This is a genomic window from Arthrobacter sp. StoSoilB20 (assembly GCF_019977295.1).
Classification (GTDB): Bacteria; Actinomycetota; Actinomycetes; order Actinomycetales; family Micrococcaceae; genus Arthrobacter; species Arthrobacter nicotinovorans_A.
This window is the reverse complement of sequence record NZ_AP024651.1, coordinates 2,963,243-2,979,545: the sequence shown is the minus strand read 5'-3', so window position 1 is coordinate 2,979,545 and position 16,303 is coordinate 2,963,243. Positions and strand designations below refer to the sequence as shown.

Here is a 16,303-nt window from a genome sequence, read left to right as displayed (position 1 = left end):
TGCCGGACAGGATCGACGCCGGACGGCCCGCCTCCGCTTTATTGTCGGTGCCCCCGGTTAACTTGGGATTATGCGGTTACTTCACACTTCGGATTGGCACCTCGGCCGGTCATTTCACGGCGTTGGCATGCTTGAAGCCCAGCGCGACTTCGTGGACCAATTGGTATCGGTTGTCCAGGCCAAATCCGTTGACGTCGTCCTGATCGCAGGTGATGTCTATGACCGCGCCTTGCCGGGCCTGGACGTGGTGAAACTCCTCGATGATGCCTTGGTCCGGATCTCCCATGCAGGTGCCGCCGTGGTTTTGACCAGCGGCAACCACGACTCCGCCATCCGGTTGGGCTTTGCGTCCCGGCTGTTGGAGCGTGGGGGAGTGCACCTCCGGACCCGGGTTGAGGACCTGGACGTGCCGGTGGTCATGCCATTGGGGCCGGACCCTGGCAGCGGGGACGTGGCCATTTACGGGATTCCCTATCTGGAGCCCCGGCTGGTGGCTGAACGGATGGGCGTCGAAACTGCCAACCACTTCGATGTCACCTTGGAGGCTGTGGAACGCATTCGGCGTGATGTGGAGCGCCGCCGGGAAAACGGACCGGTCCACCCTGTAGTCCTCGCCCACACTTTCGCCAGCGGAGGCATCACCTCGGACAGCGAGAGGGACCTCAGCATCGGCGGACTGGGGGCTGTTCCATTGGATCTTTTTGAGGGCTTCGCCTACACCGCACTGGGGCACCTTCATGGCCGCCAGGAACTTGCGCCGAACGTCCGATACTCAGGTTCGCCGCTGGCCTACTCTTTCTCCGAGGCCAAGCACCGCAAGGGCGCCTGGCTGGTGGACATCGACGCCGACGGTGAAGTGAAGGTCGACGAGGTTTTGTGGGAAGCTCCCAAACCGTTGGCCATCCTGCGCGGCACGCTGGATGACCTGATGGCGTCAGGGGAGCATGCATGGGCGGAAGCTGCTTACTGCCAGATCACGTTGACGGATGCACAACGCCCCGCCCAGGCGATGGAGAGGGTGCGAACCCGTTTCCCCGACACCTTGGTTCTGGCCTTCGACCCCGAAGGCGGCGAAGCCGTGGCCAAGACCAGCTACAGCAGCCGGCTCGCCGAGGCCGAAGACGACCTCGACGTCTGCTGCGGCTTCCTGGAACATGTCCGGGGACGCGCTTCAGGCGAGGCCGAGGAAACCGCCCTCAAGGAAGCCCTTGAAGCTGTGCGATTGGAGGAAGCGGAGCTGTGAGAATCCATCGTTTGGACATCGAAGCCTTCGGTCCCTTTGCCACGCCCCAGCACATCGACTTCGACCAACTGAGTGCCCAGGGCCTCTTCCTGCTGAACGGCGCTACCGGTGCCGGGAAAACCAGCATCCTGGATGCCATCTGTTTTGCCCTCTACGGCTCCGTCCCGGGTGCACGGCAGGAAGGAAAAAGGCTCCGCAGCGACCACGCGGCCCCGGGCGCGGAACCACGCGTGGTGTGTGAGTTCTCCGCTCGTGGAAGGCGTTTCGAAGTAACGCGCTCGCCCGCGTGGGATCGGCCCAGCGCCCGTGGGCGCAACGGCTTCACCACGCAACAGGCCAAGACGCTGCTCCGCGAAAGGGTGAAGGGCACCTGGGAAGAGAAATCCTCCAGGAATGATGAAGTAGGGGCCGAGCTTTCCGACGTCCTGGGAATGGACCGGGAGCAATTCACCAGGGTAGTCATGCTGCCACAGGGTGATTTTGCCGCCTTCCTCCGGTCCAAGGCAGGGGACCGATTGGAACTGCTCCAAAAACTGTTCGGCACCCAGCGCTTTGAAGCTGTTGAGCGCCATCTGGCTCGGCAGGCCGTTCTCGCTGCCGGGGCCGTCCAGGAGAACACAGCGGAACTGACCATGCTGTTGGACAGGGTTGCCGCCGAACGGCAACAGCTGGGGACAACCCAGGCCGGGCCGGGGGATTCCGAAGGTGCCTCTGCCACCATCGTCGCAGGGCAAGATCCCGAGGAATGGCTGGCCGGGGTGGAGGACGAAGCCACGGCCGAGTGGCAGCGCCGTCAGGACCATGCCGCAGAAGCCGGGTTTTTGGCCACGCGACTCGCAGCCAAAGCCGTGGAATCACAGGACAAGGCTGCGCGCCACGGGCGTCTCGCCGCTGCGATGCAGCGGCGGGTCCTTTTGGAGTTGGCCGCTCCCCGCGCGCAGGAGAACAGGGAAAGGCTCGGCCGGCATCGGCGTGCCGCCGTTCTTAGCGGCCAATTGGATGCCGTGGATTCGGCAGCCCGCAAAGTCGAGGCTGTCGCTGGGCTAGCGGCCGGTATTCGCGCAAAATTGGACGCAGCCGGTATTGACCCCCAGAACCCTGCCACATCCCTGGAGAGCGTCAAGGCAAGTTGCGCCGTGCTGGAGGCACGTCTTCCCGATGAGCAGCGCCTGGAAGGTATCGCAACACGGCTTTCAGCCAAACGCGCAGCGTCGGCCGAACATGCTGCTGCAGCTGAAGCGGCACGCTCCGCATTGGACCAGCTTCGCGACGAAGCGGCTGATGTGGAGTCGCAGATTACGGTCCTCGAACCTGTAGCAGGGAAGCTGGCAGAGCTGGAAAGGGAAGCTGCGGCGGCCACCGAACTGGTGGAGATTGTGGCCCGCCACGCCACTGCTGCCGAAGATTTGGAGGACATCACCGGGAAACATCTCCGTGCCCGGACCGTATCCCAGGATGCCCGCCAGCAGTGGCTCGATCTGAGGGAGTTGCGCCTTGCCAATGCGGCGGGAGAGCTGGCAGCAGCCTTGGAAGACGGTTCGCCATGTGCCGTATGCGGCAGCACGGACCACCCTAACCCAGCTGCCGCAGTACGTTCGGCCCTCTCGCTCGCCCAGGAAGAGGAAGAGCTGAAGGAGCTTTTCGATACCTGCGAGAAAGCCGAGGCCAAGCTTGCAGAGCAGGTCTCCGCGGCAGCCCAGGTTCTCGCCGGCCTGAAAGCACAAGGAGGCTCTGCGGACGCCGCCGACGCCGGGACGAAGCGTGAGGATGCCAGGAAGGCCCTCTCGGAGGCCCGAAAGGCAGAAGCTTCCTTGGAGGTGCTGCGGAGCCGTCACAAGTCCCTTGACCGGCGCATCGCACTGGTGGAGGAAGAACGCGCCGGCTCCCTCTCGGCCGCTGCCCAGGCAGCTTCCGAGGTGGGGTTGTTCGAGGAACAACTCACTGAACTGGAAACCGAACTCTCCGGCTTGAGGGGTGGCTTCAAGAGCCTGCGCGAAAGGTTGGAGGCCCTGTCGGCTGAACGCACTCTGCTGCAGCAGGCCGCTGATGCTGATCGGGACATCGAAAGCGCAGCACAATCGCAGGCGGATGCCTTTGCCTCCCTTGACCGCGCGTTGCCGGAATCCGGATTCGGGTCTGCGGAGGAAGCACGTCGTGAACTCCTGCCGCCGGCCGATGTTGTTGGCCTTGAAAAGGACCTCACCGATTTCGACGCTGAGTCTTCCCGGCTCGACGAGCTGTTTGCCGGTGAGGACCTGGTCCTGGCCGCGAAGGAAGCGGGCATTGGCGAGCTTCCCCTGCCAGAGGCGGAACTTGACGGCCTGGAACAGTTGGCTGCCGAGGCTGCCGACAAAGCACGTGAGGCCGCCGTTGCAGCAGGGTTGGCTGGAAAGTCGGTCCAAGCTGTTGTCCGGCTCAGGGCTGAGTACGGGGTGCTCGCCCAGTCGGGCAAGGAGCCGCGGAAAAAGGCCCGGCTGCTGGCAGAGTTGGCAGACACGGTGCGGGGAGCCGGTGACAACAGTTACCGGATGAGCCTGAACACGTATGTTCTGGCCGCGCGACTGGAACAAGTGGCCATCGCCGCCTCGGAGCGGCTTGTCGCCATGAGCGATGGCCGATACACGTTGCAGCACACTGACGCCAAGGCAGCACGGGGTGCGAAGTCGGGACTGGGTCTGGAAGTGGTGGATGAGTGGACCGGCCAGCACCGCGACACCTCGACCCTTTCCGGCGGGGAGTCTTTCATGGCCTCGCTGTCCCTTGCCCTCGGCCTTGCCGATGTTGTCCAGCAGGAGGCCGGTGGCGTGGATATTGAGACGCTGTTCGTCGATGAAGGCTTCGGCAGCCTCGACGAGCAAGCACTGGAGCAAGTGATGGATGCTTTGGAAGGACTGCGTGATGGAGGCAGGGTTGTTGGCCTGGTAAGCCACGTGGCCGAGATGAAGCAACGCATCACCAGCCAGGTGCAAGTAGTCAAAGGCCGGCACGGATCCACGGTGCGCATCGCTGAAGCGGTGCCGGCCTAGGACATATCCGATAGACTTAACCCGTTACACCGGGTCGCGCGCATCGGGAGGAGGGACGATGCGCATCCTTTAGCGAACCCGGATTAATGGAAAAATCTTCAGTGGCCTCCCAGCCCCTCCCTTCTGCGACCTCACGCCCATCACGCCTGCCTGGCCGTTTCGCGCGGCTTCCCGAGTTGGCAGGACCTGGTTTCCTGCCCTTGGGCCTCTTCGCCCGGCTTCCCCTGGCCATGCTCACCGTCGGAACCCTGACACTGGTCACCGCCGTCAGCCAGTCCTACGCCATTGGCGGCATGGCTGCCGGGGCTGTTGGCATCGGTTCTGCCCTTGGCGCGCCGGTCCTTGGTTCCCTGGCTGATCGCGCAGGTCAGCGGATAGTGCTTCTCGTGGCCGCGGTCATCAACGCATTGGCTGTTGCCGGATTGCTTGCCGCGGCGTACCTCACCCCGGCCTACGGTTCGGCAGGTGATGCCGCAGTCGTCCTGGTGGCGGCTTTCATGGCCGGTGCGAGCTGCCCGCAGGTTGGTCCGATGGCAAGGGTCCGCTGGATGGCACTGACCACCCGCAACCTTTCCCCCTCGGCCACCAGTGGAAGCAAGAGCGTGGCATCAAACCGTGCCGATCTGGATACCGCGTTGTCCTATGAGGGCACCGCTGACGAAGTGACGTTCGTCCTCGGACCTGCGTTGGTGGGTGTCCTGGCCAGCATGGTGGCGCCGTGGCTGCCACTGGCCCTGGCAGCGGTCATGACCATCACATTGGTGCCGGCTTTCGCCGTCCACCCCAGCCAGCATGCAGTGGTTCCCGCACCCCGCAAGCCGGCGCCCGGCGTCGTGCCTTCCGGTGATGGGGCTGCGCAAACGGGTCCGCAGCGGCGCAACCGTTGGGCTGGAGCAGTAGTGGCCGTTCCGGTCCTTGCCATGGTGTGCATGGGTACCTTTTTCGGGGCGACCCAAAACGCGCTGAGCGCCTATTCAGCGCAGTACGCAACGGCCGAGATCGCAGGTCTTTTGTATGCCGTGATGGGTCTGAGTTCCGCTGTGGCGGCTCTGTCCGTAGCCTTTTGGCCGCAACGGTTCAGCTTGGCCTCCCGTTGGGTCGCGGCTGCACTTGCGATGTCAGCATTGTCGTTCCTGCTCCTGTTGCCCGCCGGTATCTGGCCAATGGTCTTTGTCTTGCTGATCCTGGGTATTCCCGTGGGCCCGGTGATGGTCACCGTGTTCAGCATCGGCGGAGTGGTGGCGCCGGCGGGTCGCATGGCCACAGTCATGACGGCCCTGGCAAGTGGAATCGTTGCAGGTACCGCGTTAGGTGCCTACCTGGCGGGGCAATTGGCCCAGACACAGGGGCCCGGTGCGGCCTTCGTGGTTTCGATGGCAGCCGCGGCGGGCCTTCTGGTGCTCGGCGTCCTGACATCCTTGGTGATGAAAAGCAGGCCTCAGGCGTAACTCCAGCTACCGGGGTTCGCTGCGGTATCCGGTGGGGGAATTCCCGAAAGCTGCGCGGAAGATGCGGCTGAAATGGGCGGCATCGGTGAAGCCCCACCGCGCCGCGATTGCCGTGACAGCTCGATCCGCCAGCACCGGATCCCTGAGGTCCCGCCGGCAACGTTCCAGTCGCCGTTGCCGGATGGAGGACGCCACCGTGGTCCCGATTTCCTGGAAGAGGTCGTGCAGATGCCGCGTGGAAATGTAATGGGCAGCGGCAATGGTCCCGGGGGAGAGCTCGGGGTCACCGAGGTTGGCCTCGATGTAGTCATGGATTCGGCCCAACAGCAGCAGGTGCGGATCCCTCCCTGTCTCGATCAGTTGATCGAGTTCACCGTTGAAAAGCGTGGTGACCAGGTCCAGGGCGTTGTGGACCAACCGGAGCCCGTTGGTGCCGGAGAGGGCTTCGAGGTTATCGGCCAGCTTGACCAGGAAGGGGCTGATGAGTTCGCCCAGGCCCTCATCGCCCGGAATGCGCAAGGCCGTCACATGTCCCATCGCTTCAGCGGGCAAGTCCAGCAGGACGTGCGGGAACATGAGCACCAAAGTGCGGAAGTCGTCGTCGAACGTTAGTTGGTACGGGCGGGAGGTGTCGTAGATGGAGAGATCGCCGGGGAGCAGCACGGCCTCGCGTTCGTCCTGAACCAGGCGGCCCGATCCCGCCAATTGGATGCTGAGTTTGAAGAAGCGTCCTGCTGACTTGGCAATCAGTTCCGGTGTGCGCTGGACAGTGTGGGGACCGGCGGTAATTTCCACTACGGAGATTTGTCCCAGCACGCGTGCCCGCATTGTTCCGTGGAAGGACGCTGCCTGGAACGAGGAACTGACCGGACCCGTTGCCAGCAGTGGCACAAAGGAGGTGGAGATCGCCTTGCTCCACTCCTGGAACGACTCCGCCACGATGGTTTCCACGGTTGCGGGGCCCGTATCAGCCGCGACGGTCATCGAACTCCTTCTAAGTGGCCCGCGGCGCCGCTGCCACTGATGCCGGGAATGCCCGGTTGTGCGGACGTGAGCTTGCCCACGATTCTACACCGGGCGCCCCGTGCGTCCGTGCTTGCGTGCTCCGACAAACACCCTGCCGTGTGAGACAAGTCACGCAGGGACCATGCGGTGGAAGATTGCGGAATGACAGACATCGTGCCGCGCAATCTCCCGTGGCACCGAGGCAGGAGCACACTATGAGCGTGGACAACCCCGTCAAAGGCAAGGCCGCTGGAGCCGTAGGCACCAGGAGGCGTCTGGGCGTACCGGCAGTAACCTTCATGATTATCGCGGCCTCGGCACCGCTGACCGTGCTCGCGGGTGGAGTAACCACCACCTTCGCCGTTACCGGGGTCACCGGTGTCCCACTGTCCTTCCTGATCCTGGGCGCAATCCTGGCTTTGTTCGCTGTCGGTTACGCCGCAATGAGCCGCTACGTCACCAACGCCGGGGCGTTCTACGCCTACATTGCCCAAGGCATTTCCAGGCCGGCCGGTGTGGGGGCATCACTGATTGCCCTCATGGCCTACAACCTCATGCAAGTGGGCATCTACGGCTTGTTCGGCTTCACCGTCTCATCGCTGTTGTCCGCGCGGCTTGGTATCAGCGTGCCGTGGTGGATTCCTGTGCTGGTGTGCATCGCAATCGTCGGATGGCTGGGAGTGAACAGGGTGGATCTGTCCGCCAAGGTGCTGGGCGTCCTGGTCGCCCTGGAGTTCCTGGTGGTCATTGCCTACGACGTCATCAGCCTCGCAGTAGCGCCCGAAGGCATCAGCGCAGCAACCTTCAGCCCCGAAAGCCTGTTCGTTCCCGGGGTTGGAGCAGTCCTCTCCTTCGGTATTGCCGCCTTCATGGGTTTCGAATCCGCGGCCATCTACGGTGAAGAGGCCAAGGACCCCAAACGCACCGTGGCCCGGGCAACGTTCTCGGCCGTTGGCATCATCGCTGTCTTCTACGCAATCTCCGCTTGGGCCATGACCGTAGGCGCCGGCCCCTCCGCTGTGATTGAGGCGGCCACCACCAATGGGCCTGACATGATCTTCGCCTTCCTGGGCACCCATGGCGGCGTCCTGCTCAGCGACATTGCCCAGATCCTCTTTGTCACCAGCCTCTTCGCCGCACTCGTCAGCTTCCACAACGCCGTAGCCCGCTACTTCTTCTCCCTTGGACGAGAGCGTGTCCTGCCGTCGGCGCTGGCCAAGGTGCGGGCCGCCAGCGGGGCACCCTTTGCCGGTTCGCTGGCACAGACGGTCATTGCCGTCGTCGTAACCATTGCCTTTGCCATTGCCGGCTCCGGCTCGGAAATGGGCGAGCTGTATCCCGTCCTGACCATGTTTACCTGGCTCACCAACAGTGGTGCCATGGGGCTTGTGCTGTTGATGGCCGTGGTCTCTGTGGCAGTGATCGGATTCTTCCGCCGCCAGCAGCACGGGGCAAGCCTGTGGGTCAGGGTGATCGCTCCCGGCCTGGGGTTCGTGCTCCTGGCGATCGTCTTTGTGCTCATCATGGCCAACTTCAACGTCCTGCTGGGGCAAACCGAGTCAACGGCCGCCTCGTTTGTCCTGCCGATGCTGGTGCTGCTGCCCGGAGTTGTTGGACTCATCTGGGGCCTGCGTCTCCGGCGCTCGCAGCCTGCACTGTACGCCCGGATCGGCCATGGTTCCGAAGACTGAGAACTGTCCTTGATCCAGAAGGAAGCCCCGGCGGTTGTTTCGCCCGCCGGGGCTTCCTTGTCCTGTTTCCGTGGAGCTAGATTCCCATCGCCGGGTTGAGCCCGGGGCTGTGCCGGCTGATGCTGATCAGCCGGCCGTGAGCGCCGAAAGTGAAGTGCACCGGCGCGATGCCCGCCTCGTCCCAACCGAAGAGACTGCCGTGGGACCGGATGGCATGGGGATCACGGTGGTCCGCAATGGTCACCGATCCGCACGGTATGACTTTCTCGCGCCACGTGAAGACGAAGATTCCGGGGCGGATCTGAAAGACGGTATTGGAGTCCGTGTCCGCCAATCCGCGCTCGGGACCTGCCAGGCATTGCCAGGTGTACCAGGTGGGGCTGAGATAGATGTGCTCATAGGCGTGGGATTCGCTGTAGACCCATTCAACGCGCCGCCCAATGAGTGCGTTGCTTTCTGAAATTTCGGCCCCCGTGGGATGGTGGCCATCGAGCGTCCCGGGGCGGAAATCGTGCTGGACGGCCACACTCGACGCTGTTGCCCTGCCCAGTGCGGCACCAATGTACAGCGCCCTGCCGTGCAGCAGGTCCAGGACCAGGGAAACGGCGAGTCCGGGATCCTGGGTGCTCTGCCATTGGACGTAGTACAGTTCCTCGGCCACCAGGAAGGCCTCATAGGGTGCGGTTCCTGACTGGCCGGCCGCAGCCCACTGAACTTCTTCGTCATCGAAGCTGAACGTCATGGGGCCGCCGTCATTGCTGAGGGAGAACTGCTTTCCTGCCAGGTCCTGCACGGTGGGCGCCTTGTTGGCGTCGAAGCCGGGGGCCAGGCCGTCCAACGGCAGCCAGTTGGAGGTGTCTAGGAGATTCAGGCTCATGGGTTCCTTCTCGGGCTCGAAAGAAGGACCGGACGGCATGTCCGGTCCTTCTTTCGAGTATTCAGTTCCCGTTGCTGCCGGTCTTGTGCTGTGGGGCACGCCACTTGACCTGCACGGAAAGGTTCAAGCCAGCTGGCTCTCAATGCGTGCCGCACTGGCCGCCAGTGCTTGGCCAACGGCGTCAGGGTCTTGGTCCAGGCGGATATAGACGACGGCGATCGCGGCGGGCCGTCCGCCGGGGACCCTGATGGGGGCGGCAATGGAGGACAGTCCGGCGATGACTTCGTCGTGGCTGGTGGCGTAGCCCAGGCGGCGCGCCTGATGGGCTTCGGGGCGGTAGGGGTTTCCGGCGCCCATCTGCTGCCAGCGTTCTTCGGTCATGGTGGATTGAATGGCGATTCCGGGAGCGCCGGTACTGACCGGGTGGCGGCTTCCGGGGTGCTGGGCCAGCGCAGCGCCGGCGTGCCGCGGTTCAACGGTGACCAGGGTGACGCACTCTTGATGGTCCCAGACGGCCACGAAGGCCGTCATGTGCAAGGTGTTGGCGAGTTGGGTCAGTTCCGGCAGTGCGGCGGTTTGCAGGTTCCGGGAGACGCCACTGGCAAGGACTGCCAGCCCGGGCCCGGGTTGTACCCGCCCGGAGTCATCGCGCACCAGGAGGGAATGGTCCTCCAGGGTCCGGAGAATCCGGTAGGCCACGGAGCGGTGCACCCCGAGCGCTTCGGTGAGCTCGGCAATGGTCAGTGGATGGTCGGCGGCCGCGAGGATCTCCAAGGCGCGGATTCCCCGTGACAAGGTTTGCGACGGCGGTGCTTGTGCCGCCGCTTCCGTTGGAGGGTGGACATCGCTGCGGGGATTCATGCGAACCATCCTATGTTGGTGCGAACTTCCCGAGGGCTGTGCTTTGGGTCACAGAATGTAGTATTCTTTCCTAACTGACCGTTCTGTCGGTTAATGCAAGTCAAATGCCGACCAGTCACTCTCACCCCATGGAGTTCCAATGACCGCAACTTCCACTGTCGACTCCCAGTCAGGACCCAGCAGTAAGCGCGAAGAGCGCCGGGTACTGGCCGGGACGCTGGTAGGCACCACCATTGAGTGGTACGACTTCTTCATCTTCGCCCAACTCACGGCAACACTGCTGGCACCGCTGTTCCTCTCTCCCTTGGAGAAGTCCAACCCCGGAGTCGCCCAGCTCTTGTCGTTCGCCACGATCGGCATCAGCTTCCTGTTCCGTCCCCTCGGGGCATTCGTCGCCGGACACCTCGGCGACAGGATGGGCCGTAAAGCCGTCCTGGTCATGACATTGGTCATGATGGGTGCAGCCACCGCCCTGATCGGCTTGCTGCCCACCTACGCCACCATCGGCGTCTGGGCTCCGGTGCTGCTGATCACGCTCCGCGTGGTCCAGGGCTTCTCCGCAGGCGGTGAGTGGGGCGGTGCCGCCCTCATGGCCGTGGAGCACGCACCGGTCAAAAAGCGCGGACTCTTCGGCGCCTACCCGCAGATCGGTGTGCCCATCGGCATGATCCTGGCCACCGGCCTGCTGTTCATCCTTCAGACGGCCATGTCCAAGGAAGAATTCGCCTCATGGGGATGGCGTGTGCCGTTCCTGCTGTCCGTAGTCCTGATCGTGGTGGGCTACCTCATCCGCCGCGCCGTCGGTGAGAGCCCGGTCTTCAAGGAGATTGCCCAGCGCAAGGCTGAAAGCAAGGCGCCCTTGGGTGAGCTCTTCCGGAAGAACAAGAAGGAAGTTGTTCTCGCCGCTTTGATCTTCATTGCCAACAACGCCGCCGGGTACCTGCTGATTGCCTTCTTCATCTCCTACGCCACACGTACGCTGAAGATGCCCACCCCGCAGGTTCTGCTCGCCACCACCGTTGCCTCGTTCGGCTGGCTCATCTTCACCATGGTGGGTGGCTGGTTGTCGGACAAGATCGGACGCGTCAAGACCTTCCTGATCGGCTATGGATTGGTTTTCGCCTGGATGATTCCAATGTTCGTGTTGATCGATTCCAAGGACATCGTGCTCTACGGAACCGCCCTGTTCGTCCTGACGATCGGCCTGGGTCTGTCCTACGGTCCAATGTCCGCCATGTACGCCGAGATGTTCCCTGCGCAGGTCCGCTACTCCGGCATCTCCATCGGGTACGCCCTGGGTGCCATCCTGGGCGGTGCCTTCGCACCCCTGATCGCCCAGGCTCTCCTGGACTCCACCAAGTGGTCCGGTTCGGTGGGCTTGTACATCATGGGGCTGTGCATCATCTCCGCCGTGGGCGTGATCCTCGCCAAGGAAACCCGCGGCCGGCCGCTGGGCTACAGCGTCCACCACTAATTCGGGAAACTGCAAAGCGGGTGCGGTCCACAACGGACCGCACCCGCTTGTGCGTTGGAGAACGACGGCCGCTAGGGGCGCCGGCCGGCCCCGGCACCTTCCAGCCGGCTGACGACGTCGGCGTCGGTCAACTGCCCGAAGTGTTCGTAGAAGGCGCCAACAGCATGGAACTTTCCGGGTGTGTGCAATGCCATGACAAAGTCGCAGACCCGGGCCAGCGACGTCGAGGCTTCCAATGAGGCGACAGGCACGGCGGCAATGACCGTGCGTGCCCCGGCTGAACGAACAGCTTCCACGGCCGCCCGCATGGTGGCCCCGGTGGCCAGTCCGTCGTCGGCCAGCACCACCGTCTTTCCGCGAAGATCGTGCCCGGTGCCAGGATAGGCCTGCGCACGCCGGAGCAGCTCGGACCGTTCGTGTGCCTCCACCGCATCCAGCGCGGACTGGGAGATTCCGTGGGCGAGGATAAGTTCCTTCAGTGGCCTGTTGACGATCCGGAGAACATCCCCTTGTGACCACGCCAGGGCGCCGAAGGCGGTCTCGTCGCGGCCGGGGATGCCAAGCTTGCGTACCAGGATGGCACCGTAGGGCAGGTACAACGCGTTTGCTGCCGCAGCGGCCACGGGAACGCCACCGCGGGCCAGGCCCAGCACTATGGTGTCCGGCTGCTCCCGGAGTTGGGGGAGGGCTTCAGCCAGGCGTCGACCGGCTTCCGCACGGTCCTTGAAACGCATGCCCATCTGCTCCACTTCCACGTAATTCGTTGCCGTTCCAAGCCTACCGTCCAGACCTTGCCCGGCGGCGTATCCGCTGAAAGCATGGGCTTGTGAACAAGCCCATCGGATATTGGATCAAGAGGCTCGACGCCGCGTTGGAGGCCCAGCTGGACAGCATCCTGGCCCGGATCAAGCTCAGCCGGCGTCAGTGGCAAACCCTCAGCGTTCTGTCCGAGGGGGCGATGCTTCCGGACCAGCTGGAGGAAACCTTGCGTCCTTTATGGGGGAACGATATCCGGATGCGGGAGAGGGAGCTCGCGGCGTTGGTTGGCCGGGGCATGATCACCATGATTGATGACCGGCTGGTCCTTAGTGACCGTGGTCGGGAGAAGTTCCATGAAGCCCAGCGGTTTGTTGAAGCCGCCCGAGAGGACCTGTCCATGGGCATCGGGATCGACGAGTACGCCATGGCGTTGAGCGTGCTGGAGCGCATGAGCCTTAACGCGGAGCGGCTGGCCCGCTGATTACGCGGTGGTTGAAGTCGCGCGTGTGGGCACTTCACACCCATATTTTCCCCAACATGGGTGTGAAGTGCCAACCCGGCGCAAACTTGTCCCGCGGATCAGACGCCAAGGAACGCGATGGCGGCTTCCTTGAACGCACGGCTGGTGATGACGTTGGTGTGGGTCCGCCCGGGGATCACCAGGGTTTCCACCAGTCCGCCCCGCTTACCGGCAATGGCCGCGAGCTCCGGCATGGTGGCTGCCCGTTCGTCCTTTTCGCCGGCCACCAACAACAGGGGCATATGCGGGGCTGCTTCGGCGGGATCGAAAGGTTCTCCCTTGACGGCTTCGATGAGGGACAACATGGCGAACAGGTTGTTGCTGGGAAGCATTTGCGCCATCCTCAGCAGCCCTGCGGTGGATGCGTCCTCCACAGGCGTGCCGTCGGAGAGGTGCCGCTGGGCGGCCGCGAGGTCGAAGGCAGCCAGAGGATCCGCTGAGCTTGGGCCACCGAGGACGATCCGGTGGACCAAGTCCGGCTGGGTGGCGCCAAATTCCCAGGCCAGCCGTGAACCCAGAGAGTAGCCAATGACGTCCAGCCCCGTGGACGGATCACCCTCGCGCAGGGGCCGGGCACCGGCGTCGGTCACTATCTGCAGAAGGTCCGCGCGAATGCGGCTGGGCGTATATGAGTCCAGATCCTCCGGGGAATGGCTCCGGCCGTGGCCGGGCAGGTCGACGGTGATCACCTGGCGGCCCGCGTCCTGGAGGGCAGTGATCCAGCCGCTGTCCTCCCAGTTCAGCTTGCTGGAAGAGGAGAAGCCATGGATCAGCAGGACAGGGCGCAAGCCGGCGTCAGTGGCGGATTCATGCACGGCCACGAACAGGCCGGGGTCGGTGCCCTCCACGGTGTGCCGGTGTTGTTCCACGGTGTGCCTGCCGGTCATGGTCTCAGTCCTCATCGAGTACGGCGCTCAGGCGGACCCGGCGCTTGGGTGCTTCGTCCTTCGGAACAGTGCCCACGATCCCGGCGGTGTCGTCCGGAACCTCGAACACGATCAGCGGCTCGCCCACATTGATGGTCTCACCGGGCGCCCCGTGAATACGCACCACTTTACCTGCCTGGGGGCTGGGCAACTCGACGGCCGATTTGGTGGTCTCAAGCTCCACGATCGCTTGGTTGCGTTCCACCTGCTGACCGGGTTCAACCAGCCACTCCAGCACAGTTGCTTCGATGAGTCCCTCGCCGAGATCGGGGAGGGGGAACGAAATTTCAGCCACGGCGGTACTCCAGTACGCGTTGGATCCCAAAGAGGATGCGGTCGATGTTGGGGATGTATTCGTCCTCCAGGTCTCCGGAGGGATAGGGCACGTCAAAGCCGGTGACCCGCTCCACCGGCGCCTTGAGCGTTGCGAAACAGCTCTGCGTGATGAGTTGGGCCACCTCGGCGCCAAGTCCGGAAGTCAGCGGCGCTTCATGGACGACGACGGCGCGCCGCGTCTTTCCGACGGACCTCGCCAGGGCCTCGGCGTCAATCGGCTTCAACCAGCGCAGGTCCAGGACCTCGACGTCGATCCCGTCCTCGGCGGCCAGTTCAGCAACCTGCAGGCATCGGGACACCATGGCGCCCCATGCCACCAGCGTGAGGTGCTTGCCCTCCCTGGCCACGCGGGCGCCGGTGGGGCTGCCGCCGCCGGAGGTGCAACCGTCGTGGATTGCCTCACCGGGAGTCGCGGTGGTGACGTCCACCGGCCCCTTTTGCCAGTAGCGCGACTTCGGCTCCATGAAGATCACCGGATCCGGGCGGGTGGCGGCGTACTTGAGCAGGTGGTAGGCGTCGTGCGGGGTAGCAGGGGAGACAACTTTGAGTCCGGGCACATGGGCAAAGAGTGCCTCAAGGCTTTCGCCGTGGTGTTCGGGCGCTCGGATGCCGCCGAAGCTGGGCACGCGCAGTGTAATGGGCATGGGCAATGTGCCCCGGCTGCGGTAGTTCATCCGGGCGATCTGGCAAATGATCTGGTTGATGGCCGGATAGGCGAAGCCATCGAACTGGACCTCGGGAATGGGGTGGAAGCCGGCCATGGCAAGGCCCACGGACATGCCCAAAATGCCCGACTCGGCCAGCGGGGTGTCGAACACCCGGTCCTCGCCGTACTTGGCCTGCAGGCCGTCCGTGATGCGGAAGACGCCTCCCAGCCGGCCGCAGTCCTCGCCGAAAATGACGGTCCTGGCATTCTCGGCCAGGAGCTCGTCCAATGCCCGGTTGAGGGCCTGTTGCATGGACAGGTGCTCGACGCCGGCTGTGCTGTCCACGTTGGGGTGCAGCCCGGTGATGGTCTCAGACATGTTCGGACTCCTCGCGCCACGCGGTGGCCTGGGATTGAAGGGAAGGGGTGGGCTCCTGGAAGACCATGCTGAACATTTCCGCGCCGGGACGTGCGCCGAGGTCCGCGATTCCGGCGCGGATTGCCTCTTCTTCCTGCTCAGCCAAGGACTGGGCCTCGGCGAAGAAGGCCTCATCGGCCACTCCTTCGGCCAGCAGGCGCTGTTTGAAGCGCTCCAGGGGATCCTCGCCGGCGTCCAGGCGTTCCTCCTCCAGGGTGCGGTAGCGGCCGGGGTCGTCAGCTGTGGAGTGAGGGCCGCGCCGGTAGGTCATGGCCTCAATGACCACCGGGCCGTTCCCTGCTCGGCAGTGGGCGAAAGCGGAACGGGTAGCTTCGTAGACGGCTACGACGTCGTTGCCATCTACCTGCAGGGACGGGATGCCGTATCCGGCTGCGCGGGCTGCCACGGAGCCGCCTGCCACCTGGCGTTCGGTGGGGACCGAGATGGCCCACCCGTTGTTCTGCACGAAGAAGACCACGGGGGCCTTGAAGACAGCGGCGAAGTTCATGGCCTCATGGACGTCGCCCTGGGAGGAAGCGCCGTCGCCGAAGTAGGTCATGGCCACCCCCAGTCCGTCTGTTCCCGGGCCGGTGAGGGTCTGGCCGTGGGCCCAGCCGACTGCATGGAGCACGGATCCTGCCACCACTGCCTGGATGGGGGCGAACCGTGATTCCAGGGGGTTGTACATGCCGCCATGCCAGGTGGCTTTGTGGGTGGACATGTAGCCCACCATGTCCAGTCCCATGGCCCGGGCAACGCCCATTTCACGGTATGTGGGGAAAACGAAATCGCGGGTCCGGTCCACGGCATAGCCGCTGCCTACCTGTGCGGCTTCCTGGCCGAGCTCCGGGGCGTAGCCGGGAATGATGCCTTGGCGTTGCCAGGCGACCGCTGAGGTATCCAGGTGCCGGACTGCTGCCATCAAGGTGTACAGCTCACGGAGTTGATGGTGCGTGAGCGGGGCCGCGTCGTCGTCGACGGCGGCCAGCACGGGTTTGGTCGTCATGGTTGTGACCCTAGTCACCGATTGTGGTTGTGCGCAATCAGCACAGTTCAAACGAAACACTTTGTAC

14 protein-coding genes are annotated in these 16,303 nt (G+C 64.0%); 6 read left to right on the top strand and 8 right to left on the bottom strand.

Features of this window, described 5'->3' with window-relative positions:
* Positions 1–70: 70 nt before the first annotated feature.
* The 3 genes from LDN85_RS13465 to LDN85_RS13455 all read left to right on the top strand — a co-directional run bounded on the left by LDN85_RS13465 (position 71) and on the right by LDN85_RS13455 (position 5,717).
* Complete coding sequence (locus tag LDN85_RS13465; RefSeq protein WP_026546098.1) at positions 71–1,243, top strand: exonuclease SbcCD subunit D; 1,173 nt, start codon at positions 71–73, stop codon at positions 1,241–1,243.
* The gene (locus LDN85_RS13460) at positions 1,240–4,269 is read left to right on the top strand and encodes an SMC family ATPase (RefSeq protein WP_223943306.1); all 3,030 of its coding nucleotides are present in this window, start codon (positions 1,240–1,242) and stop codon (positions 4,267–4,269) included. Before LDN85_RS13465 ends, LDN85_RS13460 begins: the two co-directional genes overlap by 4 nt.
* Positions 4,270–4,355: 86 nt before the next feature.
* A complete protein-coding gene (locus tag LDN85_RS13455) occupies positions 4,356–5,717 on the top strand; it encodes an MFS transporter (protein WP_091550199.1) in 1,362 nt (453 codons plus the stop codon).
* Between the two features lie 6 nt (positions 5,718–5,723).
* Here LDN85_RS13455 and LDN85_RS13450 read toward each other — a convergent pair whose 3' ends face one another.
* Positions 5,724–6,701 carry a helix-turn-helix domain-containing protein gene (locus LDN85_RS13450; protein WP_026540180.1) on the bottom strand — a complete coding sequence of 326 codons (978 nt, stop codon included), beginning with the start codon at positions 6,699–6,701 and terminating at the stop codon, positions 5,724–5,726.
* 236 nt (positions 6,702–6,937) lie between these two features.
* Here LDN85_RS13450 and LDN85_RS13445 point away from each other — a divergent pair, with 236 nt between their 5' ends.
* Complete coding sequence (locus tag LDN85_RS13445) at positions 6,938–8,413, top strand: APC family permease (RefSeq protein WP_026540181.1); 1,476 nt, start codon at positions 6,938–6,940, stop codon at positions 8,411–8,413.
* Positions 8,414–8,489: 76 nt separating this feature from the next.
* Here LDN85_RS13445 and LDN85_RS13440 read toward each other — a convergent pair whose 3' ends face one another.
* Positions 8,490–9,290: a MoaF C-terminal domain-containing protein gene (locus LDN85_RS13440; RefSeq protein ID WP_223943305.1), complete on the bottom strand. Its 801-nt coding sequence runs from the start codon at positions 9,288–9,290 to the stop codon at positions 8,490–8,492.
* A 123-nt stretch (positions 9,291–9,413) separates the two neighbouring features.
* Positions 9,414–10,160, bottom strand: a complete 747-nt coding sequence (locus tag LDN85_RS13435; protein WP_035760506.1) for an IclR family transcriptional regulator — start codon at positions 10,158–10,160, stop codon at positions 9,414–9,416.
* 130 nt (positions 10,161–10,290) lie between these two features.
* Between LDN85_RS13435 and LDN85_RS13430 the strand changes: the two genes are divergently transcribed.
* Complete coding sequence (locus LDN85_RS13430) at positions 10,291–11,625, top strand: MFS transporter (RefSeq protein WP_223943304.1); 1,335 nt, start codon at positions 10,291–10,293, stop codon at positions 11,623–11,625.
* A gap of 71 nt (positions 11,626–11,696) precedes the next feature.
* Here LDN85_RS13430 and LDN85_RS13425 read toward each other — a convergent pair whose 3' ends face one another.
* Positions 11,697–12,365 carry a phosphoribosyltransferase family protein gene (locus LDN85_RS13425; RefSeq protein ID WP_223943303.1) on the bottom strand — a complete coding sequence of 223 codons (669 nt, stop codon included), beginning with the start codon at positions 12,363–12,365 and terminating at the stop codon, positions 11,697–11,699.
* An 86-nt stretch (positions 12,366–12,451) separates the two neighbouring features.
* On the opposite strand from LDN85_RS13425, the gene LDN85_RS13420 reads away from it, so the two are divergent.
* Positions 12,452–12,865 carry a MarR family transcriptional regulator gene (locus tag LDN85_RS13420; RefSeq protein WP_026540186.1) on the top strand — a complete coding sequence of 138 codons (414 nt, stop codon included), beginning with the start codon at positions 12,452–12,454 and terminating at the stop codon, positions 12,863–12,865.
* 98 nt (positions 12,866–12,963) lie between these two features.
* Here the strand turns inward: LDN85_RS13420 and LDN85_RS13415 are convergent, their stop codons facing one another.
* The 4 genes from LDN85_RS13415 to LDN85_RS13400 are packed head-to-tail and all read right to left on the bottom strand — an operon-like array spanning position 12,964 to position 16,236.
* Complete coding sequence (locus LDN85_RS13415; protein ID WP_026540187.1) at positions 12,964–13,791, bottom strand: alpha/beta fold hydrolase; 828 nt, start codon at positions 13,789–13,791, stop codon at positions 12,964–12,966.
* Between the two features lie 4 nt (positions 13,792–13,795).
* Positions 13,796–14,125, bottom strand: a complete 330-nt coding sequence (locus LDN85_RS13410; RefSeq protein ID WP_223943302.1) for a biotin/lipoyl-containing protein — start codon at positions 14,123–14,125, stop codon at positions 13,796–13,798.
* A complete protein-coding gene (locus LDN85_RS13405; RefSeq protein WP_223943301.1) occupies positions 14,118–15,191 on the bottom strand; it encodes an alpha-ketoacid dehydrogenase subunit beta in 1,074 nt (357 codons plus the stop codon). The genes LDN85_RS13410 and LDN85_RS13405 overlap by 8 nt, the downstream gene beginning before the upstream one ends.
* Entirely contained in the window at positions 15,184–16,236 is a 1,053-nt protein-coding gene (locus LDN85_RS13400) for a thiamine pyrophosphate-dependent enzyme (protein ID WP_051420653.1), read from the bottom strand. Before LDN85_RS13400 ends, LDN85_RS13405 begins: the two co-directional genes overlap by 8 nt.
* Positions 16,237–16,303: the final 67 nt, after the last annotated feature.

Coding starts and splice junctions, on each gene's coding strand:
- LDN85_RS13435 (WP_035760506.1), bottom strand. CDS start 10,160: ATGGTTCGCATGAATCCCCGCAGCGATGTCCACCCTCCAACGGAAGCG.
- LDN85_RS13405 (WP_223943301.1), bottom strand. CDS start 15,191: ATGTCTGAGACCATCACCGGGCTGCACCCCAACGTGGACAGCACAGCC.
- LDN85_RS13440 (WP_223943305.1), bottom strand. CDS start 9,290: ATGAGCCTGAATCTCCTAGACACCTCCAACTGGCTGCCGTTGGACGGC.
- LDN85_RS13415 (WP_026540187.1), bottom strand. CDS start 13,791: ATGACCGGCAGGCACACCGTGGAACAACACCGGCACACCGTGGAGGGC.
- LDN85_RS13450 (WP_026540180.1), bottom strand. CDS start 6,701: ATGACCGTCGCGGCTGATACGGGCCCCGCAACCGTGGAAACCATCGTG.
- LDN85_RS13400 (WP_051420653.1), bottom strand. CDS start 16,236: ATGACGACCAAACCCGTGCTGGCCGCCGTCGACGACGACGCGGCCCCG.
- LDN85_RS13445 (WP_026540181.1), top strand. CDS start 6,938: ATGAGCGTGGACAACCCCGTCAAAGGCAAGGCCGCTGGAGCCGTAGGC.
- LDN85_RS13465 (WP_026546098.1), top strand. CDS start 71: ATGCGGTTACTTCACACTTCGGATTGGCACCTCGGCCGGTCATTTCAC.
- LDN85_RS13455 (WP_091550199.1), top strand. CDS start 4,356: ATGGAAAAATCTTCAGTGGCCTCCCAGCCCCTCCCTTCTGCGACCTCA.
- LDN85_RS13425 (WP_223943303.1), bottom strand. CDS start 12,365: ATGGGCATGCGTTTCAAGGACCGTGCGGAAGCCGGTCGACGCCTGGCT.
- LDN85_RS13430 (WP_223943304.1), top strand. CDS start 10,291: ATGACCGCAACTTCCACTGTCGACTCCCAGTCAGGACCCAGCAGTAAG.